Origin of the sequence: Sphingomonas flavida (genome assembly GCF_036663655.1) — a bacterium.
GTDB lineage: Bacteria > Pseudomonadota > Alphaproteobacteria > Sphingomonadales > Sphingomonadaceae > Sphingomonas.
Map to the genome: position 1 here is coordinate 22,629 of NZ_JAXOJH010000021.1, position 22,683 is coordinate 45,311.

Annotated in this window: 20 protein-coding genes; 6 read left to right on the forward strand and 14 right to left on the reverse strand. The window is 67.4% G+C overall.

The genetic code is table 11. The features are described 5' to 3' along the window. Positions 1-548 precede the first annotated feature (548 nt). The 3 genes from U1703_RS16925 to U1703_RS16935 all read right to left on the reverse strand — a co-directional run bounded on the left by U1703_RS16925 (position 549) and on the right by U1703_RS16935 (position 3,367). Complete coding sequence (locus U1703_RS16925; protein WP_332786642.1) at positions 549-1,088, reverse strand: cytochrome b; 540 nt, start codon at positions 1,086-1,088, stop codon at positions 549-551. Positions 1,089-1,092: 4 nt separating this feature from the next. Beyond that, positions 1,093-1,866, reverse strand: a complete 774-nt coding sequence (locus U1703_RS16930) for a SapC family protein (RefSeq protein WP_320453874.1) — start codon at positions 1,864-1,866, stop codon at positions 1,093-1,095. Between the two features lie 76 nt (positions 1,867-1,942). Beyond that, a complete protein-coding gene (locus U1703_RS16935) occupies positions 1,943-3,367 on the reverse strand; it encodes an FAD-binding oxidoreductase (protein ID WP_332786643.1) in 1,425 nt (474 codons plus the stop codon). A gap of 67 nt (positions 3,368-3,434) precedes the next feature. Between U1703_RS16935 and U1703_RS16940 the strand changes: the two genes are divergently transcribed. From U1703_RS16940 to U1703_RS16950, 3 genes are all read left to right on the forward strand, one after another. Further along, positions 3,435-3,878: a hypothetical protein gene (locus U1703_RS16940; RefSeq protein WP_332786644.1), complete on the forward strand. Its 444-nt coding sequence runs from the start codon at positions 3,435-3,437 to the stop codon at positions 3,876-3,878. A 291-nt stretch (positions 3,879-4,169) separates the two neighbouring features. Then, entirely contained in the window at positions 4,170-5,660 is a 1,491-nt protein-coding gene (locus U1703_RS16945) for a DEAD/DEAH box helicase (RefSeq protein ID WP_332786645.1), read from the forward strand. A gap of 8 nt (positions 5,661-5,668) precedes the next feature. Further along, positions 5,669-5,890, forward strand: coding sequence for a DUF1289 domain-containing protein (locus U1703_RS16950; RefSeq protein ID WP_332786646.1), 222 nt, complete (start codon positions 5,669-5,671; stop codon positions 5,888-5,890). Between the two features lie 305 nt (positions 5,891-6,195). On the opposite strand, the gene U1703_RS16955 is transcribed toward U1703_RS16950, so the two are convergent. Continuing rightward, a complete protein-coding gene (locus tag U1703_RS16955; RefSeq protein WP_332786647.1) occupies positions 6,196-6,963 on the reverse strand; it encodes an enoyl-CoA hydratase/isomerase family protein in 768 nt (255 codons plus the stop codon). Between the two features lie 557 nt (positions 6,964-7,520). On the opposite strand from U1703_RS16955, the gene U1703_RS16960 reads away from it, so the two are divergent. Both U1703_RS16960 and U1703_RS16965 read left to right on the forward strand, forming a co-directional pair. Continuing rightward, positions 7,521-8,951: a glucoamylase family protein gene (locus tag U1703_RS16960; protein ID WP_332786648.1), complete on the forward strand. Its 1,431-nt coding sequence runs from the start codon at positions 7,521-7,523 to the stop codon at positions 8,949-8,951. A gap of 26 nt (positions 8,952-8,977) precedes the next feature. Beyond that, positions 8,978-9,757, forward strand: a complete 780-nt coding sequence (locus U1703_RS16965; RefSeq protein ID WP_332786649.1) for an SDR family NAD(P)-dependent oxidoreductase — start codon at positions 8,978-8,980, stop codon at positions 9,755-9,757. Here the strand turns inward: U1703_RS16965 and rarD are convergent. The 7 genes from rarD to U1703_RS17000 form a co-directional block, all read right to left on the reverse strand. After that, a complete protein-coding gene (rarD, locus tag U1703_RS16970) occupies positions 9,754-10,659 on the reverse strand; it encodes an EamA family transporter RarD (RefSeq protein WP_332786650.1) in 906 nt (301 codons plus the stop codon). The two genes, U1703_RS16965 and rarD, sit on opposite strands and share 4 nt — an antisense overlap. A gap of 43 nt (positions 10,660-10,702) precedes the next feature. Further along, positions 10,703-10,933, reverse strand: a complete 231-nt coding sequence (locus U1703_RS16975; RefSeq protein ID WP_332786651.1) for a hypothetical protein — start codon at positions 10,931-10,933, stop codon at positions 10,703-10,705. A gap of 144 nt (positions 10,934-11,077) precedes the next feature. Beyond that, positions 11,078-12,379, reverse strand: coding sequence for a dihydrolipoamide acetyltransferase family protein (locus tag U1703_RS16980; protein WP_332786652.1), 1,302 nt, complete (start codon positions 12,377-12,379; stop codon positions 11,078-11,080). Position 12,380: 1 nt separating this feature from the next. Further along, positions 12,381-13,388 (reverse strand): alpha-ketoacid dehydrogenase subunit beta, encoded by a 1,008-nt coding sequence (locus U1703_RS16985; protein WP_332786667.1) that lies wholly within the window; start codon positions 13,386-13,388, stop codon positions 12,381-12,383. A 178-nt stretch (positions 13,389-13,566) separates the two neighbouring features. After that, positions 13,567-14,862, reverse strand: coding sequence for a 3-methyl-2-oxobutanoate dehydrogenase (2-methylpropanoyl-transferring) subunit alpha (locus tag U1703_RS16990; protein ID WP_332786653.1), 1,296 nt, complete (start codon positions 14,860-14,862; stop codon positions 13,567-13,569). 241 nt (positions 14,863-15,103) lie between these two features. Beyond that, positions 15,104-17,077 carry a sialate O-acetylesterase gene (locus U1703_RS16995; RefSeq protein WP_332786654.1) on the reverse strand — a complete coding sequence of 658 codons (1,974 nt, stop codon included), beginning with the start codon at positions 17,075-17,077 and terminating at the stop codon, positions 15,104-15,106. A 123-nt stretch (positions 17,078-17,200) separates the two neighbouring features. Beyond that, positions 17,201-18,055, reverse strand: a complete 855-nt coding sequence (locus U1703_RS17000; RefSeq protein WP_332786655.1) for an endonuclease/exonuclease/phosphatase family protein — start codon at positions 18,053-18,055, stop codon at positions 17,201-17,203. A gap of 152 nt (positions 18,056-18,207) precedes the next feature. Here U1703_RS17000 and U1703_RS17005 point away from each other — a divergent pair, with 152 nt between their 5' ends. Beyond that, positions 18,208-20,307 (forward strand): TonB-dependent siderophore receptor, encoded by a 2,100-nt coding sequence (locus tag U1703_RS17005; protein ID WP_332786656.1) that lies wholly within the window; start codon positions 18,208-18,210, stop codon positions 20,305-20,307. Between the two features lie 41 nt (positions 20,308-20,348). Here U1703_RS17005 and U1703_RS17010 read toward each other — a convergent pair whose 3' ends face one another. Genes U1703_RS17010 through U1703_RS17020 form a run of 3 tightly spaced genes read right to left on the reverse strand, consistent with a single transcriptional unit; the run spans position 20,349 to position 22,675 of the window. Continuing rightward, on the reverse strand, positions 20,349-21,311 hold the full coding sequence (locus U1703_RS17010; RefSeq protein WP_332786657.1) for an FAD:protein FMN transferase: 963 nt from the start codon (positions 21,309-21,311) through the stop codon (positions 20,349-20,351). A 17-nt stretch (positions 21,312-21,328) separates the two neighbouring features. Further along, positions 21,329-22,174, reverse strand: coding sequence for a DUF4198 domain-containing protein (locus U1703_RS17015; protein WP_332786658.1), 846 nt, complete (start codon positions 22,172-22,174; stop codon positions 21,329-21,331). An 18-nt stretch (positions 22,175-22,192) separates the two neighbouring features. After that, positions 22,193-22,675 carry a DUF2271 domain-containing protein gene (locus tag U1703_RS17020; protein ID WP_332786659.1) on the reverse strand — a complete coding sequence of 161 codons (483 nt, stop codon included), beginning with the start codon at positions 22,673-22,675 and terminating at the stop codon, positions 22,193-22,195. Between the last annotated feature and the right edge of the window lie 8 nt (positions 22,676-22,683).

The window sequence follows — 22,683 nt, forward strand, 5'->3', positions numbered from 1 at the left end:
ACTGGTATAAATAGGAAAGGGCCTATTTGGTTCAACCCTCCGCCCCACAATTCGTCATTTTTTCGTAACGGGTGGTGGCGGGACGGCTGGGCGCCCTTCGGCAGGGCCTATGGCGATGGGCTGGTTCGCTCCACATGATGAGCGATTGCGATGGCCCGGTTGGAATACTGGCGATCTTCGCGCTCATCTTACTCTGCAACGCCGCGATGTCTGTAGGCCAGTGGCTCCTGCACCTTCTGGACGTTCCTGATGCGGACGACTGGTCGTTCCTGCTGATACTTCCGACCGTGGCTGCCGGATGGATCATCGCAGAGCGTCATAGCTAGGATTGACCGACGTTCAGGCCGGGACACCCCTCCGTCAGGCCTTCGGCCTGCCACCTCCCCTTACAGGGGAGGAATGAAATGAAGGTAGACCGACCTTGGGCAGTCAAGTCCCAAGCGCACGAATCGCTGCTCTCCACCCATTCCGGCCGTCCGCGCCGATTCCGCAGCGCCAGTCCATCACCGGGGCAATCGGGAGTTCGTAAGGGAGTCCTGCGAACGCGCTCAGCGTGCGCGAAAACCCATCCGCGCGAGCAGGCCATCGCGTAGCAGGAAATGATGGCGCAACGCCGCCGCGACGTGGATCACGACCAGCGCCAGCATGACCCAGCCAAGGATCTCATGCGCTTCGTGCCCGAACCGGCCGGCGGCCTTGCCGATCGGCAGGGGCGGCACGTCGAACAGGCCGAACCAGCTGACGGGGCTTGGCACGTCGCGGCCCGATCCCATCGCCCAGCCGGTCATCGGCATGGCGATCATCAGGAGGTAGAGGGTGGCGTGCAGCGCATGGGCGCTGCCACGGGCCCAGGCAGGGACTTCGGCGGGAAGCGGCGGCGGGCGGTGCCCCAGACGCCAGACGATCCGCGCGGCGGTCAGCGCCAGCACGGTCAGGCCGATCGACTTGTGCAGCGGGATGGTGCCGGGCAACAGGCTCTCATGGAGCAGCCCGATGGCCAGATTGGCGACGACCAGGGCCGCGATCGTCCAGTGAAAGACGATCGCGACCCGGCTGTAGCGCGGACCGGAGGTAGCCTGCCCGCGCATCACATCAGCCCAGCGGCTGGAGCTGGGGCTGCGGCATCTTGCCCTGCTGCGCCTGGCGCGCGAAGATGTCGCGCATCAGCGAGAGCGAGAAGAGATGCGCATAGAGCAGCGGGAGCATGCCCGACTGGCTCATCTTGCGCAGCTGGTCGCCACGCAGGTCGACGAGCTTTTCCTCGTTGATCATCTGGAAACCGCGATAGATGAAGGGCTGGTCCGCACCTTCCGGCTGGATCGAGACTTCGCCGTCCATCAGCAGGCCCATCTCGGCCAGCTCGGTCATGAAGTTCTGGGTGCGGGCACCGGCCTGTTCGAACGATTCGTTGAACTGCAGGATGTTCTTGGTCAGCTCGCTCGGCTGGTTGCCGTCGAACAGCGCCTCGCCATCGTCGAACGCGCCGATCGTCGGCGAGGTCGGGTCGAAGCACAGCGACAGCTCTTCGGCCTCGGGGCGAAGCTTGGCCAGCATGTACGGATAGCGGCGGATATAGGCGGGGACGTAGAAGTTCGTCTCGCTAAGGCGGCCCTCGTCGTCGACGAAGACGTTCACACCCTCGTTCAGGCCCATCAGCGCCAGCGGGATCGGCTGGTCGCCGACCGAGAAGACGATCGGCATGAAACGCTGGACCAGCGGGAATTCATCGACGGTCACGGGGATCGCGTGCTGCCCGACCAGGAACGGTGCCGTCTCCTGCGGACGGACCTTGTAATTGGCATGAGCCTCGCTCGAAAGCGGCTCCAGGCCGTTGTAGAAAAGCGGAAGGGACGGCGCGCTCGCCATGATGTTCTCCAAAAAACCGGAACCATGCGAGCCCCCCGGCCGCATGTTCTGGCCACGTGTCTATGGGCCTAGCGCGTCATGCGCAAGCGACGAGCTTTCCCGGATTGAACAGACCGTGCGGATCGAGCGCCGTCTTGATGGCGCGGATCGCCGCGACCCGCTCCGGGGACAGGCGGGCGAGTTCGTCGCGCTTCATCTGGCCGATGCCGTGCTCGGCCGAAATGGTGCCGCCCGCCGCCATGACCAGGTCGTGGACGAAGCGCGTGATGACGCCCGCCTCCTCGGCATAGAAACGGTCGCGGTCGGTGCCGGGGGCGGCGCGGACGTGGAAATGGATATTGCCGTCGCCCAGATGCCCGAAGCCGGAGGCATGGGTGCCGGGGAAGCGCGCGTCGCAGGTTGCCGCCGCCTCGACCATGAAGCGCGGCATCGCATCGACCGGCACCGCGATATCATGCTGCACCGCCGGGCCCAGTGCGCGCTCGGCATCTGACAGCGAATGGCGAAGCAGCCAGAACGCCTCGCTCTGCGCCTGCGACGCGGCGATCACCGCATCGGCGACGACCCCGTCCTCGATCGCGCGGGCCAGTTGCGCCTCCAGCATCGCGGCCGGGTCCGCCTGCGGATCGCCGGTCACCGCCTCGATCAGGATGTGCCAGGGATGCGTGCCATCCAGCGGGCGACGCGCGCCGGGCAGGTGCGCGACGGCGGCGGCCAGGCTTTCGGCGGGCATGATCTCGAAACTCTCGATCATGTCGCTTGCCGCCTGCAACCGGCGCAGCAGCGTTAGCCCCGCCGCCGGATCGGACAGCCCGACCCAGGCGGTGGCCGACCGCGCGATGCCCGGCGCCAGCCGCAGCGCGGCGGCGGTGACGATGCCCAGCGTCCCCTCCGCGCCGATCAGCAACTGGCCCAGATCATAGCCGCGATTGTCCTTCTTCAACGCCGACAGCCCGTCATGGAGCGTGCCGTCGGGCAGCACCGCTTCGACCCCCAGGGTCAGCCCGCGCATCGTGCCGAAGCGCAGCACCTGCGTGCCGCCCGCATTGGTCGAGACGAGCCCGCCGACCGTCGCATTGCCCTTTGCCCCCAGGGTTAGCGGAAAGCGTGCCCCCTCCCCCTCGGCGGCATCCTGAAGATCGGCGAGAATCACGCCCGCCTCGGCCACGACCATTGCCGCATCCGATTCGATTCGCCGGATGCGGTTCATGCGCCGCGTCGACAGGATCAGCGCCGAGCCATCCCCGGGCGGCGTCGCTCCCCCGACCATCGAGCTGTTGCCTCCCTGCGGCACCAGCGGCACCCGGTACTCCGCCGCTGCGCGCAACACCGCCTGCACCTGACCCGTGTCGGCGGGCGCCAGGATCGCGGGCGCATGGCCTGAAAAGCGCCGTCGCCAGTCGATTTCCCATGGTGCGATCAGCGCAGGGTCGGTGACGATGCCCTTGTCACCCAGAATGGGCCGAAGCGCGTCCAGCAAGGCGGTCTGTGCGGGGTTCATGACCGGGTCGACTAGGCCAGGTTCATAAAGCGTTCAATCATCGCCCCTATGATGGGAACCCGCTGACATGCTGCGCCGCCATCGAAACCTTGCCGCCATCGCCCTGATGACGCTGACGTCGCCCGCCCTGCTGGGCGCGGCGGATCCGATTCCGATGGTTCGCCATACCCAGGTCATCGTGCGCGAGCATGTCGTGATCCGCGTTCCCCGCTCCGTGCCGCTGCCCGCGCCGACGCGCTGGCGCGAACGCAAAGGGCCGCGCTGCATCCCGGCGCAGCAACTGGCGGGCGCGCTGCCCGCCGAGGAGGGCGCGGTCGATATCGTGCTGGCCGGCGGCAAGCGGGTCCGCGCCCGGCTGGCCCGGGCGTGTCGGCAGATCGACTATTATTCCAGCTTCTATATCCGCCCCGGCCCGGACGGACAGATCTGCGCCCAACGTGACCCGATCCGCACGCGCGCGGGCCGCACCTGTGAGATCGAACGGTTCCGGTCGCTGGTCCCCGCCCGCTGACAGTGCAGCCGATGTTTCAAGAGCATCTCGACCTGTTCGCAAGCACGACCCTCCCGCAAGCAGGAGGGGATGGGGGAGGGAAAAGCCACGAGCGATGCCCTCGGTGAGACTCCCCCCCGCCCCTCCCGCCTGCGGGAGGGGCGCAAACAGGTGACACGGCCTGAAACGGCCCTGCCCGCTACCTCTTCCATATGTGGAAAACTTGACATTCGCCGCCAAATCCGCAAGCGGCATAGGTTGCTGGGCGCGTGCGGGGCGATTCCCATTCCGCACCAAATTCCGGAAAATTGCATGAGCTTTGCCGATCTCGGCCTCTCCGACGAACTTCTCAAGGCGGTCAACGACGCCGGCTATACCGAGCCGACGCCGATTCAGGCCTCCGCCATTCCTTCCGTGCTGATGATGCGCGACATCATCGGTATCGCCCAGACGGGCACGGGCAAGACCGCTGCCTTCGTGCTGCCGATGATCGACGTCCTGGCGCATGGCCGCAGCCGCGCACGGATGCCACGCAGCCTGATCCTGGAGCCGACGCGCGAACTGGCCGCGCAGGTCGCCGAGAATTTCGAGAAGTACGGCGCGGGTCAAAAGCTCTCCATGGCGCTGCTGATCGGTGGCGTCTCGATGGGCGACCAGATCAAGGCACTGGAAAAGGGCGTAGACGTGCTGATCGCCACGCCGGGCCGGTTGATGGACCTGTTCCAGCGCGGCAACATCCTGCTGACCGGCTGCTCGCTGCTCGTCATCGACGAGGCGGACCGGATGCTCGACATGGGGTTCATCCCCGATATCGAGGAAATTTGCACCAAGCTGCCGACGCAGCGCCAGACCCTGCTGTTTTCCGCGACCATGCCGCCGCCGATCAAGAAGCTGGCCGACAAGTTCCTGCAGAACCCCAAGACGATCGAGGTCGCGCGTCCCGCCTCGACCAACATCAACATCGCCCAGTTCGTGGTGCCGGTGGCGCCCCAGTCGTTCGAGAAGCGCAAGCGGCTGCGCCAGTTGTTGGCGCTGGAGGAGGTTCGCAACGCGATCATCTTCTGCAACCGCAAGACGACGGTGCGCGAGCTCAACAAGTCGCTCAAGCAACACGGCTTCCGCTCGGGCGAGATCCATGGCGACATGGAACAGCCGCAGCGCCTGGCCGAGCTGGAGCTGTTCAAGCGCGGCGACATCAACATCCTGGTCGCCTCGGACGTCGCGGCACGCGGGCTGGACATCAAGGGCGTCAGCCATGTGTTCAACTTCGACGCGCCCTGGCACCCGGACGATTATGTCCACCGCATCGGCCGTACCGGCCGTGGCGGCGCGACGGGCATCGCCTATACCTTCGTCACCCCCGATGATGCCGAGAATCTCGAGAATATCGAGAAGCTGACCGGCCAGAAGATCGACCGCCTCGAATTGCCCGCCCCGGCCGAAGAGGAACGCCCCGCCCGCCGCACGCGCCGCGACCGCACTCCACGCGCGGCCGAAGCCGAGGTCGAGACGACGCCGACCCCGGTCGAAGAGGTCGAGGAAGCACCCCGCACCCGCGCACCCCGTGCGCGTCGCGAAGAAACCCGGAGCGAAGAACCCCGTCGCGAGGAGGCTCGCCGCGAGCCGTCCCGCTTCGCGGAGCCGCGCCCGCCGCGAGCCGACGAACCGCGTCGCGAACACGGCCGTGACCAGAATCGGGACCGCGGTCGCGATCGTCGTCGTGGCCAGTCCGACGAACTGCCCGATGACGGCGGCTGGAACGGCCCGATCCCGGACTTCCTGAAAGTCTCGTTCGGCATCTGACGCCCGTCATGTCGCTCGACATCATCAGCTTCGTCGAACCGCAACCGGCCAGCCTCGCCAGCCCGTGCGTCCTTGTCTGCACGATGGACAAGGCCACCGGCTGGTGCCTGGGCTGCGCCCGCACGATCCGCGAGATTTCGAACTGGAGCAGCAAGCCCGCCGAAGAACGCCGCGCGATCCTGGCGGCACTCCCGGCGCGGCAGGCCGAGTTGGCCGCCCGCGAGAAATGAGGGCGAATTCTGCGCGGGCCTGAGCTGGCGGCAGAGTGTCGCCGCTGAGGAAGGCGGCCCCTAGCCGCACGGGTGAGGCGTGGCCTTCGACTTCGCTCAGGCCGAACGGAGTTAGGCGCCAGTGTCGATAGCGTCCGACGGATCGGGGAATTCAGCGCAAGGCGCGCAGGTTAAGCACCCTTTCCCACCCTCCGTTCGGCCTGAGCGAAGTCGAAGGCCAAGGGTCAACGTCACCCCGAGGATAGCGCCGCCTTACCCCACCGATGCAGGCTTCACTCACATCCAGCGAGCGTTCCGGCCGTCCCCTACCGCCCCACGAACCGGCCGGGCCGCCGTTCGGTCACCGCGCGGACTCCTTCGGCGAAATCCTCGGTCCGCATCAACACCGCCTGTTCGGCCAGTTCGTGATCGGTCGCCGCCTCGACCAGCGCACGCAGGTCGCCGCGCAACGTCCGGCGGGTGGCGGCCACGGCCAGCGGCGCGGCGCCTGCGATTTCCTGCGCCAGGGACAGCGCGGTCGCCTCCAGCGCGTCGGCCGACACCAGCTGGTCGACCAGCCCCCAGCGCTCCGCCTCTTCGCCCCGGATGCGCCGTCCGGTCAGCAGCATCAACGCGGCGCGCTGACGCCCGATCACCCGCTCCAGCACGGCCGAAATGCCGAAACCGGGATGCAGCCCGAGCTGCACGAAGTTTGCCACGAAGCGCGCCTCGGGCGTCGCGATGCGAAAGTCGGCAACGAGCGCCAGCCCCAGGCCAGCCCCCACCGCCGCACCCTGTACCGCCACGACCACCGGGGTCTGCACGCCGAATAGACGTGCCGCCGCCATGTAGAAGGGACTGCGGGCGCCCGGCGGCAACGGATCGGCGACCGGATTGGCATGGACCAGATCGGCCCCTGCGCAGAACACCCGACCTTCGGACCGAAGCAGGATCGCACGTACCGCAGGATCGGCATCGGCATCGTCGAACGCATCCGCCAGAATCGAAATGGTTCCCGTACCCAGATGATTATTCGGGGGATTCCGTAGCGTCATGATCGCAACCGGACCGTCGTGATGTATTTCCACTGTCATGCCGCCTTCTTAGACCGGCTATGCGGCGGCTGACCAGCCGCCATACCCGTTGCTCGAAAGACACAGGCCGCCAACAAGCGTGCGGCCCTAGGAACGGATGCTTGAGTCTCCCCCGTGCGACACTGTAAGCGGCTGCCATGTCATAATCACCGACCGGACACAGGACGGGGCATGACATCGGGTACGGGCTATCGTTCCGTGTCGGGAGAGGATGCCGGGCGGCCCGGAGGCGGGCCGCCCCATTCCTCCCATCCGCGCCTTCCATCAACGCCACCGCCGAATCGGCACCGTGCCAAGCGTGGTGATTCGCGTCATATCGCGGCGGATCGTGTAACCGGTTACATATATTTGTCCCGGGCCCCAGAATCGCCGAGCCGCAGCGGGGCGGCTTTTCGCCGATATCCATCTGTTATCGCTGCGCTTTTCCGACTTCTCAGTCGCAATAGTCCCCTACCGCCCTGCTCTTCCCCACTGGGGGGCGTTGCGGCTACCCTTGGCGACCAAACCAGGGACGGGATCGAAAGCCCGCCCGGTGCGCAAGGACGCAAGGAGAGAAGATGTACGACCGTCGTCGGGTCCTGAATCTGGGCGGGCTCAGCCTGGCCGCACTGATGACGGGATGTGCCGGGCCGCCGCACGGCCGGATCGCGGCCCCCCGCATCATACCCCAGGTTCAACCCGATCTGATCCGCGACCTTCAGGAGCGGAGTTTCCGCTTTTTCTGGGAGACGACCGACGCCGATACCGGGCTGGCCCCCGATCGCTGGCCGACCCCGTCCTTCGCCTCGATCGCGGCGGTCGGTTTCGCGCTGACCGCCTATCCGGTCGGTGTCGTCAATGGCTGGATCACCCGTGAGGAAGCGCGCGCGCGGACGCTGACCACGCTGACATTCTTCGCCGATGCGCCGCAGGGGCCGGGGGAGACGGGCTTCAGCGGCTATAAGGGCTTCTTCTATCACTTCCTGGGCGTGACCAAGGGGCAGCGTTTCGCCCGGTGCGAACTGTCGACCATCGACACCGCGCTGTTGCTGGGCGGCATGCTGTTCGCGCAGAGCTGGTTCGACGGCGATCACCCGGACGAGGTTCGTATCCGTGCGCTGGTCGACCAGGTCTATGGCGCGGTCGACTGGACCTGGATCACCCCGCGCGCGCCGTTCGTGTCGATGGGGTGGCATCCCGAAAGCGGGTTCATCAAGTCCGACTGGGACAGCTATAACGAGGGGATGCTGCTCTATCTGCTGGCGCTGGGCTCCCCCACCCATCCGCTGCCCCAGGGCACATGGCAATCCTGGACCCGGCGGTTCGAGCCGAGCTGGGGCGATCGCTGGGGCGAGCCGCATCTGCAATTCGCGCCGCTGTTCGGCCACCAGTACAGCCATGTCTGGGTCGACTTCAAAGGCATTCGCGACGATTACATGGCGACCAAGGGCATCGATTATTTCGAGAACAGCCGTCGCGCCACCTATGCGCAGCAACGCTATGCGATGGCCAATCCGGGTCGCTGGGCGGGATATGGCGCGGAGGTGTGGGGACTGACCGCCTGTGACGGACCCGGCGATTTCACGCAGCAAATCGACGGCGTGCCGCGTGAGTTCTTCAGCTATTCGGCGCGCGGGCCGGGCGAACGCGATGACGGGACGCTTGCCCCCACCGCCGCCGCCGCCTCGATCGCCTTTGCCCCCGATATCGTCATGCCCGCGGTCAAGGCGATGCACGATCGCTACGGCGCGGGCATCTATGGCAAATACGGCTTTCTCGATGCGTTCAATCCGACGCTGACCAACGCCGCCGAGCCGTTGAAGCATGGCGAGATCGTCGCCGGGATCGGCTGGGTCGACAAGGATTATCTGGGCATCGACCAGGGACCGATCGTCGCGATGATCGAGAATCACCGCACCGGGCTGATCTGGAAGACGATGCGACGGAACCCGCATCTGCGGCGGGGATTGCAACGGGCAGGATTCACCGGCGGCTGGCTGAACGGATAGCGGCCCGTCGCGGACAGGAGGCGGCCATGCCCGACACCATATTGATCACCGGCGCATCGGCCGGGCTGGGCGCCGATTTCGCCCGGGCGCTCGCCAAGAAACCGGTGACGCTGATCCTGACCGCGCGGCGGACCGACCGCCTGGCCGCACTCGCCCGCGAGCTGGAGCAACGGCCGGGCGTCGAGGTGCATGTCGTTCCCGCCGATCTGGGCCAGCCCGAGGGGGTGAAGACGCTGATCGACGGAGTGCGCGACCAGGGGTTTGCGGTCGACACGCTGATCAACAATGCCGGATTTGGCGCGCTGGGCGATTTTGCCGAGAGCGATCTGGCGACGCAGACGGGGATGATCGACCTGAACGTCCGCGCGCTGGTGACGCTGACCCATGCGCTGCTGCCGCCAATGCTGGCACGCGGACGAGGGCATGTCCTGAACGTCGCATCGACCGCCGCCTTTCAACCGGGGCCGTATATGGCGGTCTATTATGCCAGCAAGGCGTTCGTGCTCCACTTTTCGGAGGCGCTGCACGAGGAGGTGAAGGCGCGCGGCGTGACCGTGACCGCCCTGTGTCCCGGACCGACCAGAACCGAGTTCGCCGATGTCGCGGGCATGGCCGAGACGCCGTTGTTCGAGCGATTCGCCGGGACCTCCGAACAGGTGGTGCGCGATGGCCTGGCCGCGCTGGAGCGGGGACAGGCGGTGATGGTATCGGGGCTGCTCAACCGGCTGACCGCCGTCAGCACGCGGATCGCGCCGCGCGGGGTCCTGCGCCGCGCGGTCGCGAAACTGCAAAGCGCGCGGCGTTAGTCGGTCGCGACCTGTGCCCGGCTTCCTCTTATGCTGTCGAAGGCATAGAGCGCACACCCGACCCAGATCAGCGCGAAGGTGACGATGTGAACCGGCTTCAACGGTTCGCCGAACAGCAGCACGGCCTGCGCGAATTGCAGGGTCGGCGCGATATATTGCAGCAGGCCCAGCGTCGCATAGCGCATCCGCCGGGCCGCCGCCGCGAACATCAGCAGCGGCGCCGCCGTCACCGCGCCCGCCAGGATCAGCAGCATGTCGAGATGCCGATCCACCCCGAACGCCGCCGTGCCGTTACCGCTCGCCTGGAACAGCACGAACAGCGCAGGCCCCGCGAGCAGCAGCGTCTCGACCGTCAGCCCGCCCAGCGCGTCGATCGCGGCGATCTTGCGCACGAAACCGTAGAAGCCGAACGACAGCGCCAGCGCGAGCGAAATGCCGATCGCCCCGCCGCCGCTGACCGCCAGCACCGCCACGCCGACGCCCGCGATACCGACCGCGATCGCCTGCCCCCGCCGGATCCGCTCGCCCAGCAGCGTGACGCCCAGGATCACGTTGACCAGCGGATTGATGAAATAGCCCAGGCTGGCTTCCAGCACATGGTTGTTCTGGACCGACCAGATATAGATCAGCCAGTTGACCGCGATCAGCGCCGCACTGGCGCATAGCAGCAACAGGGTTCGCCCACGCGCCGCCACCGCGATGGCCCTGCCGCGTCGCATGACCAGCACGACGACCGCGAGCAGCAGGAGCGACCACAGGATGCGATGCGCCAGCACCTGGAGCGCGGGCACGCCCGTCAACAGCTTCAGATAGAGCGGCAATACGCCCCAGCTGACATAGGCGCCGATGCCCAGCAACAGGCCGGTGCGCGCATGTCGGGCGTCAGGTCGAGCGGTCGTCATGCCGCCCCTGTCGACGCTCCGGGCGCCGATGGCAAGCCGCGCGTCAGCCTGCGACCATGCCCTTCACCTCGACCACACCGCCCAGATTGACGACCCGGCCCGACACCATGCCGGTGATCCGCACCGACGCGCCGCGCTCGACGATGACGTCGCCCGCGACCATGCCCTTGATCGTCGCATGGACACCAGAGGCGACGATGACGTCGCCGCCGACCATGCCACGCACCGTCCCGTCCGACGTCATTTCCAGCGATCCGGCCAACATCCCGCGCATGGCATCCTCCTGCTTCGAGTTCAGGACGCGCGGGTGAGGGATAGGTTCACGCGTGCGCTTCGACGTCGCTCAGCGTGAGCGGCTGTCGGGATCTTGGGCCCCGCTCCGTTCAGCCTGAGCGAAGTCGAAGGCCAAGGGAATCCCTCAATCCGCGAACAGCATCACCGGCGTCTCGAGCAAGTGCTTCAACGCCTGGACATAGCTTGCCGCATCATAGCCATCGACGACCCGGTGATCGCAGCTGATCGACAGGTTCATCAGCTTGGCCCGTGCGATCGTCTCGCCGCCGCGCCCGTCCGAACGGAACACCGGCCGCTCGACGATACGGTTGGGCCCGATGATCGCGACCTCGGGCCGGTTGATCACCGGCGTGGTCGCGATCCCACCGAGCGGCCCGAGCGAGGTGATGGTGATCGTGCCGCCGCCCATGTCACCGCCGGCGATGCTGCCCGCGCGGGCGGCTTCGGCCAGGCGGCCGATCTCGGTGGCGAGCTGCCAGACATTGCGGCTTTCGGCGTTGCGGATCACCGGCACCATCAGCCCCGCCGGGGTCTGCGTTGCCATGCCCATATGCACCGCGCCCGAACGGTTCACCACGCCCGCTTCGTCGTCATAGCGTGCGTTGAGCATCGGGAAGTCGGGCAGCGTCTTGCAGATGGCGACGATCATCAGCGGCAGCAGCGTCAGCTTGGGCCGATGGCCTCGCCCCGCATTCAGTTGCGCGCGCGTTTCCTCCAGCGCGGTGACGTCGATTTCCTCGACATAGGTGAAGTGCGGGATGGCCCGCTTGGAGGCGGCCATGTTCTCGGCGATGCGGCGGCGCATGCCGATGACGCGGACCTGCTCGTCGGCTCGGGGGGAACGGGCAGGCGTATAGCCCTGGCTCGAGCCATAACGCAGGAACGCGTCGAGGTCCGAGTGACGGACGCGGTCGCCCTCGGCAGGCTTCACGCTGGCGAGATCGACACCCAGATCCTGCGCCCGCGCACGGACGGCGGGCGAGGCCAGAACCTTCTTCTCCTGCTCCCTCTCCCCTTGTGGGAGAGGGTCGGGGTGAGGGGTGACCACGGGGGACGTCGCTTGCGGCTCCCCCTCACCCCGCCCCTCTCCCACAGGGGGAGAGGGAGTTTGCGCTTCTTCAACGCCGGGATTCTCGGCTTCGAGTACCGCTTCCTGCGCGGCGGGTGACACGGCCTCTTCCACCGCATCCGTCTCGATCACCATCAGCGCTGCGCCGATCGGCACCTGGTCGCCGACCTCGCCCGCCAGCTCGACGATCGTGCCCGACACCGGCGACTCCATCTCGACCGTCGCCTTGTCGGTCATCATGTCGGCAACCGACTGGTCCTCCTCGACCCGGTCGCCGAGCTTGACGTGCCACGCGACGATCTCGGCCTCGGAGATGCCTTCGGCGATATCGGGCAGGCGGAAGGTGAAACGAGCCATGTCAGGCGTCCTTCAACAAGGTCTTGAGTGCCTGGCCGATACGGACCGGCCCAGGGAAATAGGCCCATTCCAGGCTGTGGGGATAGGGCGTGTCGAAGCCGGTCACGCGCGCGATCGGCGCTTCGAGGTGATAGAAACAGCGTTCCTGGACCAGCGCGGACAGCTCCGCGCCGAAGCCCGCCGTCCGGGTCGCCTCGTGCACGATCATGCAGCGACCGGTCTTCCTGACCGATTCCTCGATCGCCTCGATATCGAGGGGGATCAGCGTGCGCAGGTCGATGATCTCGGCATCGACGCCCATATCGGCGACGACGGCGGCCACGACATGGACCATCGTGCCGTAGCACAGGATCGTCACCGCCTCGCCCGCACGGACCGTCGCCGCCTTGCCCAGCGGAATCTTGTAATATCCGGTCGGCACCTCGCCGCCGGGATGCTTCGACCAGTTCTCGGCCGGGCGATCCCAATGGCCGTTGAACGGGCCGTTATAGATACGCTTGGGTTCGAAAAAGAGGACGGGGTCGTTGTCCTCGATGGCGGCGATCAACAGGCCCTTGGCGTCGTACGGGGTCGCCGGGATAACCGTCTTGATGCCGGAGACATGGGTGAAGATGCCCTCCGGCGACTGGCTGTGCGTCTGGCCGCCGAAGATGCCGCCGCCGAACGGCGAGCGCACCGTGATTGGCGCGGTGAACTCTCCCGCCGAACGGTAGCGCAGCCGCGCCGCCTCCGACACGAGCTGATCGAGCGCGGGATAGATATAGTCTGCGAACTGAATCTCGGGGACGGGGCGCAGGCCATACGCACCCATGCCGACCGCGACGCCGATGATGCCGCATTCGGTGATCGGCGTGTCGAACACGCGCGTCTTGCCGTATTTCTTCTGCAGGCCAGCGGTCGCGCGGAAGACGCCGCCGAAATAGCCGACATCCTCGCCCATCACGACCACATCCGGGTCGCGCGCCATGACCACGTCCATGGCGGAGTTGATCGCCTGGATCATGTTCATGCGGGTGGTTTCGCCCGCTTCGGGCGCGGTTTCGGTGTTAAGATCGCTCATCGATTATCTTCCACCCCGGCGAAGGCCGGGGTCCAGTTACGAGACGATGGGAGGCGCCCGACAGCCTGCGACCGCAAGGACGTGGCGACTGGACCCCGGCCTTCGCCGGGGTGGTGCAAAACCCCCATCATTTCCGTGCCCATGGCCGTCCGCTCGCCTGTTCCTCGTCGAGCATCTGCTGACGCTGCTCGCGCAGATGCCATGGCATTTCCTCGAAGACGCCGTCGAACATGCTGTCGAGCGGCTGGTGCAGGCCGTGGCCCAGGATACCGTTCGCCTCGGCCTCCTTCTGCGCGGCGCGGACCTGTTCGGCGACTTCCCGGTCCTGCGTGGCATGGGCATCCTCGTCCCATTCGCCCAGTGTGATCAGATGGTCCTTCAACCGCCGGATCGGATCGCCCAGCGGCCAGGCCGTCGGCTCTCCTGCCGAGCGATATTGCGTCGGATCGTCGGAGGTCGAGTGGCCTTCGGTGCGATAGGTGAAATGCTCGATCAGCGTCGCGCCCTGGTTGGTGCGCGCCCGCTCGGCCGCCCACTGCGTGGCGGCATAGACGGCCAGCGCGTCATTGCCGTCGACCCGAAGCCCCGCAATGCCATAGCCGATCGCACGCGCGGCAAAGGTCGTCGCCTCCGCGCCCGCGAAGCCGGAGAAGCTGGAGATCGCCCACTGGTTGTTGACGACGTTCATCACCACCGGCGCGCGGTAGACGGCGGCGAAGGTGCAGGCCGAGTGGAAGTCACCCTCCGCCGTCGAGCCTTCCCCGCACCACACCGCCGCAATGCGGGTGTCGCCCTTGGCGGCCGAGGCCATCGCCCAGCCGACGGCTTGCGGATATTGCGTCGTGAGGTTGCCCGAGATCGAGAAGAACCCCGCTTCCTTCGCCGAGTACATGATGGGCAGCTGCTTGCCGCCCAGCCGATCCGCGCTGTTGGAATAGATCTGGTTCATCATGTCGACCAGCGACCAGTCGCGCGCGATGAGCAGCCCCTGCTGGCGATAGGAAGGGAAGCACATATCCTCGTAATCCAGCGCATGGGCGGCGGCGACGGCGACCGCCTCCTCGCCCAGCGCCTTCATGTAGAAGCTGGTCTTGCCCTGGCGCTGCGCGCGGAACATGCGCTCGTCGAAGGCGCGGAGCAGCACCATGTGGCGGAGCATCCGGCGCAGGCCATCGGGCGAGAGCTTGGGGTCCCAGGGGCCGACGGCGCGACCCTCGTCATCCAGCACGCGGATCAGCGTATAGCTGAGTTCGTGGAAGCTGTCGGCGGGCGCGGCGGTGTCCGGGCGGCGTTGCGCACCGGCGGGCGGAACCTCGACACCGGCAAAGTCGACCGCGTCGCCAGGCCGGAATTTCGGCTCGGGCACGTGCAACTGCAACGGGGCCAGGTTGGCGCGCGAAATGCCTTCTGGCGGCACGGCCATGCTCTCTCCTCAACGCTTCGCCCGATTCCGCTCGGGTCGTTGCTATCTTTCAACCGGATGACATTTTATTTCAAGCGCCTTTTGAGGGCGCTAATCGAGGGAACGGGTCGGGTGGTGGAGTTTTTCCGGCTTGGTTGAAAGACCCTCACCCTTCCCACCCGCTATTGCGGGCGGGCCCCTTCCCTCTCCCATTGGGAGAGGGAGGGAGGCGCGAAGCGCCGGAAGGGTGAGGGTGTAGAGATCAGTCCCCCGCAATCACCATCTCGAACGGCACCACCGGATGCGGTGCTTCGTCATAGAAATTGACCACTGGCGCATCGGCCCAGGCATAGCGGACACGCACATCGCCGGGGCGCGCATCGGCCAGCCGCACTTCGGCCCCATTCACCGTCGCATTGGCATAACGGCAGATGATGGCATCGCACAGCTCGAACCCGATCGGCGCGGCGGCGCTCCAGGCGTGAAGCGCGCCCTGCACGCCGTTGAAGCGCAGCACCACCTCACCTTGGCCCCGCGTCGCCGAGGCGATCATCGGCCCGGAGGCATTGGCACGGTCACCCGCCATCAGATGCTGTTCGGCAAAGACCAGCCGCTTGGCCAGTTCGTTCTTGTCGGCCGGGTGGATGTCGTTGCGCACGCCGATATCGATCGTCGTCGCCAGCGCGGCATGAGGATCGCGCAGCACCGCCAGCCGCTGCGTCTCGCGCAAGGCCGCCCAGCCGCTATCGTCGATCTTGATCGGCGGCGCGCCGAAATTGGCGAGCTGGACGATCAGGAAAGGCAGGTTCGGGTCGTCGAACTGGCGCCGCCATCCGGTCATCAGCGATGCGAGACGGTCGCCATAATCGGCGCGCCCCACATCCGACTCGCCCTGATACCACGCCACGCCCTTCAGCCCGATCGGCCCCAGCGGCGCGATCATGCCATTGTACAGCGTGCCCAGCCCGGCATGGCTCTCCCACGGGCTGCGCGGATAGCTCTGGTCGCCCGCCTTGTAGACCGAGTAGCGCCAGCCGGTGCCGAGCGGAATCGGCGCGCCGCCCGCAGGGGTGAACTGGATGTGATCGGCCGGACCGAACATCCCGCCCGGACCATAGGTGTCGCCCAAGGCCACGACGATCTCGTTGCGGCCCTTCCTCAGCGCCGAACGCGGCACCGTGTAGCGCCGCCAGTCACCCCAGCCGAAGGTCGCACCGACCGCCACGCCATTGACCCAGACCGTATCGAGCTCGTCGATCCCGGCCAGCTCGATCACCCCGTCGCCGGTCGGCGCGGTGGACAGGTCGAAACCCTGCCGGAACCAGATGAGGCCGTTATAATCGGCGAGCGCCGGGACGCCCCATTCCTCCCACGGGCCGAACTTGGGCACCGGGGTCCAGCTCAGGCGATCGGGCGCGTTCCACGGCTCCTGCCCGCGCTTCGTGCCGCTGGCCTTGCGCCACCAGTCGCCCCAGCGATCGCCGAACGCACGCAGGCCCGCCGCATGGTCGCGCGCATAGAGCGCCAGCAGGTCGGCATCGGCGGACAGTCCGGGCAGCTTGCGCGCGTCGGTCGCGGCGATCCAGGGCAGGATCTTGGTCCCGCCCCAGCTCGAATCAATCGCGCCCATCGGCACGCCCGACTTGGCGGCGAGGTCCTTGACCATCAGGTAACAGGCGGCCGAGAAATTGGCGACGCTGGCGGGTGAGGCGGCGGCCCAGACGGGGCGTTTCTCCAGCGGCTCGTCGGCGGACAGGCCGACATGATGCGCCACGTCGAGCAGGCGGATGCGGTCATTGGCCGCGCCGCCGACCAGCCCTTCGCCGTTCAGCGCCTGCTTGGTCGGATATTCCATGTTCGACTGCCCCGAACATAGCCAGACATCGCCGACCAGCAGGTCGTCCATCGTGTCGGCCGTGCCGTCCTTGCCCGTGGCGGTCAGGGTCAGCGGGGCGGCGGTCGCCGCCATGGCGGGCAGGGTCGCGCGCCAGCGGCCCTTGGCATCGGCGGTCGCGGTGGCGCTGGTGGTGCCCAGCGTCACGGTGACGCCCTCGCCCGCATCCCCCGTGCCCTCGACAACGATCGGGCGGTCCCGTTGAAGGACGGCATGGGTACTCATCGGGGTCAGGATGCGCGGCCGCGCCTCCGCCATCGCGGGCCAGGCCGCCGCGGTGCCCAGCAACAGTGCCAAACCCAGGCGCCGCCCGGCGCCGGACCATGAATGCCCCATCCGCATGTCATCCCTCTCCTATCCCCGGCACGCGCACGATTCCGCGCTGCCAAGGGTCATGTCGCGATCATAGGAGGGGCCAAATGATAACGCTATCGGGAAACGATCCTCTCCGGCACGGGAGGGATTTCAGCGCTCGTCCTTGAACGACACCACCGCCTGGATCGGGAAATGGTCGGACGGATAGGTCTTGCCCCGATGATAGGTATCGGTCGCGATCGCTTCCGCCTTGAATCCCCGCAGGAACAGATAGTCGATCCGCCGGTCGGGCGTGCCGGTAAAGTCGTGGAAGGTCATCTCCGGCCCTTCGCGCCGCGCGGCGGCGGGCCAGGCATCGGTCAGCGCGCCTGCAAGGCGGCGATAGGCCGCCGTGTCAGGCCGCGCGTTCATGTCGCCCGCGACCACCACCGGCAGGTCCTTCGCCAGCGCAGGCAGTCGCGCGAGGATCAGCGCCGCCGCCTTGTCGCGCGCTTCGGCATCCTCGTCGCGGTGCGCCAGATGCGTGTCGAGGAACAGGAAGCGGTGCGGCTTGGCTTCCTTCGTCTCGAACACCGCCCAGTTCGCCATGCGCGGCAGGTCCGTGCCCCAGCTCTGGCTGCCGACGATCTCGGGCGTGTCGGACAGCCAGAAGTCGCCATGGTCGATCAGGGTCAGGCGATCGGGACGATAGAAAATCCCCATATGCTCATTGTCGTGGCCGCCCCGCCGGTCGCGCCCGAACCAGCGATAGCCGGGCAGCGCGCGGGTCAGGTCGTCACCCTGGCGCTGGAGCAGTTCCTGCGTCCCGATCACATCGGGTGCAGCCCGGCGGATCAGTTCGACCATCACCGGCCGCCGCACCGCCCAGCGCTCCGCCCCCTCGTCCGAGGCATAGCGAACATTGAAGGTCATGACCTTCAACGGCTCGGCCATCGCTCCCGGCGCGGCGAGCAGACCCGCCGCCAGCACCGCCACCGCTCCGATCGTCCGCCCCAGCACCGTCATTCCGATCACCCTTCCCGCATTCCAGCCCACCCCCATGACGCCACCACATGGCAGGGCCGTGACACCACCCGCACCAATAGCATGCCAGTTTATGATTGAGAGTTATTATCATTATCGATATTGGCCACGCCGAAATCGATTGGGGGCTCTGAATGGCGAAGATGATCTGGCGTGCGATGCTGCTGGCCGGGGTGGCGATGGGCCAGACGGCGGGCGCGCAGACGCTGGCGGCGCCGGCGGAGCAACCGGACGAACAGACCCAGGCGGATGTCGTCGTCACGGGCCTGCGCGATGCCAATGCCAGCATCACCGGCACCGACACGCCCCCGACCCGCTATCCGCAGTCCCTGCGCGTCATCGACCGCGCGCTGATCGACCGGGTGGGCGCGACTCGGCTGGACGACACGATCGACCTGGCGGGCGGCGTGTCGCGGCAGAACGACTTTGGCGGGCTGTGGGACAAATATGCGATCCGCGGCTTTGCCGGAAACGAGAATAGCGGCCCGGACATCCTCATCAACCGCTTCACCAGCAATCTGGGCTTCAACGCACCGGTCGATGTCGCGACGGTCGAGCGGTTCGAATTCCTGAAGGGCGCCGCCGCCGCGCTGTCGGGACTGGGCGAGCCGGGCGGGTCGCTCAACATCGTCACCAAGGCCCCCACCGCGACCCGCCAGGGCGAGGCCTCGCTCAGCTATGGCAGCTGGAACCGGGTGCGCGCGACCGGCGATATCAGCGGCCCGGTGACGAGCACGCTGTCGGCGCGACTGATCGGCGTGGCGGAGGAGGGCGACAGCTTTCGCGATTATGTCCACACCGACCGGCTGCTGATCGCGCCTTCGCTGTCGTTCACGCCGACCCAGGACCTGCGCTTCCTGTATCAGGGCGAGTTCATGCGCAACCGCGCGCCGCTCGATCGCGGCGTGGCGGCGATCAAGGGCGATGCGCGCGCGATGGACCGCGACACGTTCCTGGGCGAGCCCGCCGATGGCCGCATGACCCAGCGCATGTTGTGGCAGCAGGGCAGCGTCTTTGCCGCGCTGAACGACCGCATCTCGTTGGAGGCCGGTTTGTCGAGCCGTGACGGCTTCCTCACCGGCTATGCCACCCAGGTCGATTTCGGGGCGCGCGGCGTTCAGGCCGATGGCCGGACGATCGGCCGGTCGCGGCGCTTCCACGATTTCCGCTGGCAGGACCTGACCGCGCGTGTCGAGCTGACCGCCAAGGCGGACTGGCTGGGCCTGTCGCACGACATCCGCGTCGGGGTAGACCGGGTGCGCCACGGCATGGACTTCCGCATGGACCAGGCGCGCGGGCGGCCGGGCGCACCGATCCTGACCATCGACGCCTTCGATCCCGTCTATGGCCAGCCGCTGCCGTTGCCGACGCCGTTCCAGGACCGCCATCACTCGTTCCGCAGCGAGAGCATCTATGCGCAGGACCTGATCCGCTTCGGCGACTTCACCGCGCTGATCGGCGCGCGCTGGAACAGCTTCCGCGAGACGATGACCAACTATCTGCGCGGCAATCTAGTGCTGGAGACGGTCGATCGCGGCATCACGCCGCGCGCCGCGCTGACCTGGGCGGCCAGCCCGCAATTTTCGCTCTTCACCAGCTGGGGCCAGTCGCTGCGCCTCAACCCCTCGGACGGGACCAGCAGCTTCGATGCCGAGCGCAGCAGCTCGACCGAACTGGGTGCGAAGTACAGCCTGTTCGGCGGCGCGCTGACCGGTCAGACGGCGCTGTTCACCATGACGAAGCGCAACGTGCTGAACCCCAATGCCACGGACGTCTTCGTAAAGACGCAGATCGGACGCCAGCGCTCGCGGGGCGTCGAGACGGTGGCCGACCTGCGCCTGACCAGCGGCCTGACCGGCACCGCCACCTATACCTTCACCGACGCGACGGTGCGCAACGACAAGAACGCCGCGCTGATCGGTACGATGCTGTCCAACGTGCCCAAGCATCTGGCGGCGCTCGACCTGCATCAGCGGCTGAGCACGGTGACGATCGGCGGCGGGGTGACGCATGTGGGCGCACGCAACGGCGATCCCTTCGCCAGCGGCTATCGCCTGCCCGGCTATACGGTGGCGCGGGTGGATGCGACCTGGGCGGTCAATCCGCGCTTCGACGTGCGGCTCGACCTCGATAACCTGTTCGACACCTATTACATCGCCAGCAGCTATGCCGATGTGTGGACGATGCCCGGCGCGCCGCGCAATGTCCGCGTGACGCTGCGCGGACGGTTCTGATCTGATTCCATTCCTCCCCCCTACAGGGGAGGAATGGTCTTTTAGCCGAGCATCGCCTTGAGCGGCTCCGTCATTACCTCTTCCACCATATCGCCCCGGCGCACCAGGATACGCGCCGCGACCTGCATCGGCGCCAGCGGCGACAGGTCGGGATACGAAACCGCCACCGCCGTCGCCAGCGCATCGGCGAGCATCGCGGTCGACGCGATGACGTGCACGCCGATCACCCCGTTCGTCGGCGGATAGCCGGTGCGGGGGTCGAGGCCATGCTCACCCTTGCGATAGGTGCCGCTGCCCGCCACCGCCATCTGGTGCAGCGCCACGCGCATCGGGGCCAGGTCGGCACCCGGCGGGGTTTCGAGATCGACCCACCAGGGATCGCCATCGGGCCGCATGCCCCGCCCGACCAGCTCACCGCCGACCTCGACCAGGCAATGGCGATGGCCCAGCGCCGCCAACTGGTCGGCGACCGCATCGGCGGCATGGCCCTTGGCGATGCCCGACAGGTCGAGCGCGACGCCCCCCGCCTGCCACAGCCGCGCCGCCCCCGCATCCCAGCGCAGCCGTCGCCAGCCGCTCGCCAGACGGGCCCGGTCGACCGCCGCCGCGTCGGGCACCGGCTGCGGCCCCTTCGGGCCATGTCCCCACAGGTCGACCAGCTGTCCGATCGCCGGGTCGAATGCCCCGTCGCTCAGCGCCGCGATACGCAGGCCCGCGTCGATCACCGCCGCGAAATCGGGCGGCAGGGCGGTCCAGCTATCCGGTGCCGCGCGGTTGAAGCGCGACAGCACGGACAAGGGGGCCCAATGGCTCATCTGCGCGACCAGATCGTCCAGCCGCGCCTGAATAGCCGCACCCACGCCTTGCGCCGCAGGTACATCGCGGGTGGCATAGAGCACCCGCCACATGGTCCCCATCGTCTCGCCACCCAGCGTGACGACCGCCGCCGGGTCGCCGCACGCCACGGCATCTGGGTCGATTCGGGGCGGCAGGATGATCCGCATGGGCACTCCTGTCGCGCTCAGGGCGTCATCACTTCCAGCGTGGTGGTGTAGCTCATCCGCCGCTGCGTCGCGCGCGGCGCGGTGGCCTTGTCGTCCGTCGCGGTCGCGTTCAGCCAGTACATGCCCGCTGTCGGCCAGGCATAGCTCAGCACGCCTTGTGCGTCGGTCGTCACCTCCTTCGCGCCCTCGGCATCGCGGTAGCGCTTGCCGCCGGGGACGATGGTGACCTTCAGATTGGCTGCGGGCTTGCCATCGACCAGGAAGCGGAACTTTGCGGCCTCGCCCGCGACCAGCTCGTCCGGGTGGGTGACGGGATCGATCTCCAGCCCCTTGCCCGTGGGTTTCAGGACGGTGCGGGTCGGCTCGCCCGCCGTCACGAAGATCTCGTTGCGCGCGCTCGTCTCGGTCAGCGTCACGTCGGTGGCGTTGGCGGGAATATCGGCGACGGTCAGCGGCGGCTGGCGCACGCCGTTGGGGCCCGGCGGGCCGCCGCGTCCGCCGACGCGCTTCTCGACGCCGTCGACCTTGAAGCTGCCCATGATGCCCGACATCTCGCTGCCGATCTTCCAGGTGCCGGGCTTGTCGAGCTGCACGTCGAACACCGAGCGATAGCGGCCCGTCGCGCCGTTCTGGATACGGCCTGGCGTGCCGTCGGGCTGCCAGACCTTCACCATCTCGATCCGGCCGGGCTGGTGGTCGGCATAGAACAGGTCGTTGGACACGGCGCTGTCGACCGTCACCCAGCTATCGGTGCCCGAAAAGATCGTGCCTGAGGGAAGCAGCCACATGCGATGCGCCGAGGCGAGGCCGGGAATGGCCAGCAGCGCGGCGGCGGCCAGCAGTTTGAGGCGATGGGTCTTCATGTCGGTCCTCCCCTTTTGTCAGCGTGCCGAAACGGTCACGGCGCCGAGTTCATGGCTGCCCACCCCGCGCCCGTTCGGGTTCGGCACGGTCAGCGGCACCTGCACCAGCTCGCGACCGCCTGTCTCGCGCGCGGCCTCGACGTTCAGGACGTACTGGCCGGGCTTCAGGTCGGCGGGCAGCGGAATGGCGTGGGTGCCGGGCGCACGGGTCGCGCCGCTGACGCCGTTGGCGGGCATCGCCATGCTCCGCCCACCTTTCCGCCACCAGGCGCGCAGGTCGGCCAGCCATTTGGTGCCCGGCTCGCCGCCCGTCTTCTTGACGTCGTACCACACCGCCAGCGTGCGCGCCGGACCGCCGGTCGCGGGCTCCAGCCAGACCGCGACATAAGGCTTGTGATACTCGGCGACATTCAGCCTCGGGATGGTGACATTGACCGTCGCGGCGCTCGCCACCCCCGGCAACGCCACCACGCCCAGCGCGAAAACAGCGGTCGATCGCATCGTGATAT

What these genes read in the sequence shown, in the direction of transcription:
- U1703_RS16955 (WP_332786647.1), bottom strand. Translation starts at nt 6,963, where the DNA reads ATGACAGTGGAAATACATCACGACGGTCCGGTTGCGATCATGACGCTA.
- U1703_RS16980 (WP_332786652.1), bottom strand. Translation starts at nt 12,379, where the DNA reads ATGGCTCGTTTCACCTTCCGCCTGCCCGATATCGCCGAAGGCATCTCC.
- U1703_RS16995 (WP_332786654.1), bottom strand. Translation starts at nt 17,077, where the DNA reads ATGCGGATGGGGCATTCATGGTCCGGCGCCGGGCGGCGCCTGGGTTTG.
- U1703_RS17010 (WP_332786657.1), bottom strand. Translation starts at nt 21,311, where the DNA reads ATGCGGATCATCCTGCCGCCCCGAATCGACCCAGATGCCGTGGCGTGC.
- U1703_RS16985 (WP_332786667.1), bottom strand. Translation starts at nt 13,388, where the DNA reads ATGAACATGATCCAGGCGATCAACTCCGCCATGGACGTGGTCATGGCG.
- U1703_RS17000 (WP_332786655.1), bottom strand. Translation starts at nt 18,055, where the DNA reads ATGACGGTGCTGGGGCGGACGATCGGAGCGGTGGCGGTGCTGGCGGCG.
- U1703_RS16930 (WP_320453874.1), bottom strand. Translation starts at nt 1,866, where the DNA reads ATGGCGAGCGCGCCGTCCCTTCCGCTTTTCTACAACGGCCTGGAGCCG.
- U1703_RS16945 (WP_332786645.1), top strand. Translation starts at nt 4,170, where the DNA reads ATGAGCTTTGCCGATCTCGGCCTCTCCGACGAACTTCTCAAGGCGGTC.
- U1703_RS16950 (WP_332786646.1), top strand. Translation starts at nt 5,669, where the DNA reads ATGTCGCTCGACATCATCAGCTTCGTCGAACCGCAACCGGCCAGCCTC.
- U1703_RS17005 (WP_332786656.1), top strand. Translation starts at nt 18,208, where the DNA reads ATGGCGAAGATGATCTGGCGTGCGATGCTGCTGGCCGGGGTGGCGATG.
- U1703_RS16960 (WP_332786648.1), top strand. Translation starts at nt 7,521, where the DNA reads ATGTACGACCGTCGTCGGGTCCTGAATCTGGGCGGGCTCAGCCTGGCC.
- U1703_RS17015 (WP_332786658.1), bottom strand. Translation starts at nt 22,174, where the DNA reads ATGAAGACCCATCGCCTCAAACTGCTGGCCGCCGCCGCGCTGCTGGCC.
- U1703_RS16975 (WP_332786651.1), bottom strand. Translation starts at nt 10,933, where the DNA reads ATGCGCGGGATGTTGGCCGGATCGCTGGAAATGACGTCGGACGGGACG.
- U1703_RS16925 (WP_332786642.1), bottom strand. Translation starts at nt 1,088, where the DNA reads ATGCGCGGGCAGGCTACCTCCGGTCCGCGCTACAGCCGGGTCGCGATC.
- U1703_RS16935 (WP_332786643.1), bottom strand. Translation starts at nt 3,367, where the DNA reads ATGAACCCCGCACAGACCGCCTTGCTGGACGCGCTTCGGCCCATTCTG.
- U1703_RS16965 (WP_332786649.1), top strand. Translation starts at nt 8,978, where the DNA reads ATGCCCGACACCATATTGATCACCGGCGCATCGGCCGGGCTGGGCGCC.
- U1703_RS16990 (WP_332786653.1), bottom strand. Translation starts at nt 14,862, where the DNA reads ATGGCCGTGCCGCCAGAAGGCATTTCGCGCGCCAACCTGGCCCCGTTG.
- U1703_RS17020 (WP_332786659.1), bottom strand. Translation starts at nt 22,675, where the DNA reads ATGCGATCGACCGCTGTTTTCGCGCTGGGCGTGGTGGCGTTGCCGGGG.
- rarD (WP_332786650.1), bottom strand. Translation starts at nt 10,659, where the DNA reads ATGACGACCGCTCGACCTGACGCCCGACATGCGCGCACCGGCCTGTTG.
- U1703_RS16940 (WP_332786644.1), top strand. Translation starts at nt 3,435, where the DNA reads ATGCTGCGCCGCCATCGAAACCTTGCCGCCATCGCCCTGATGACGCTG.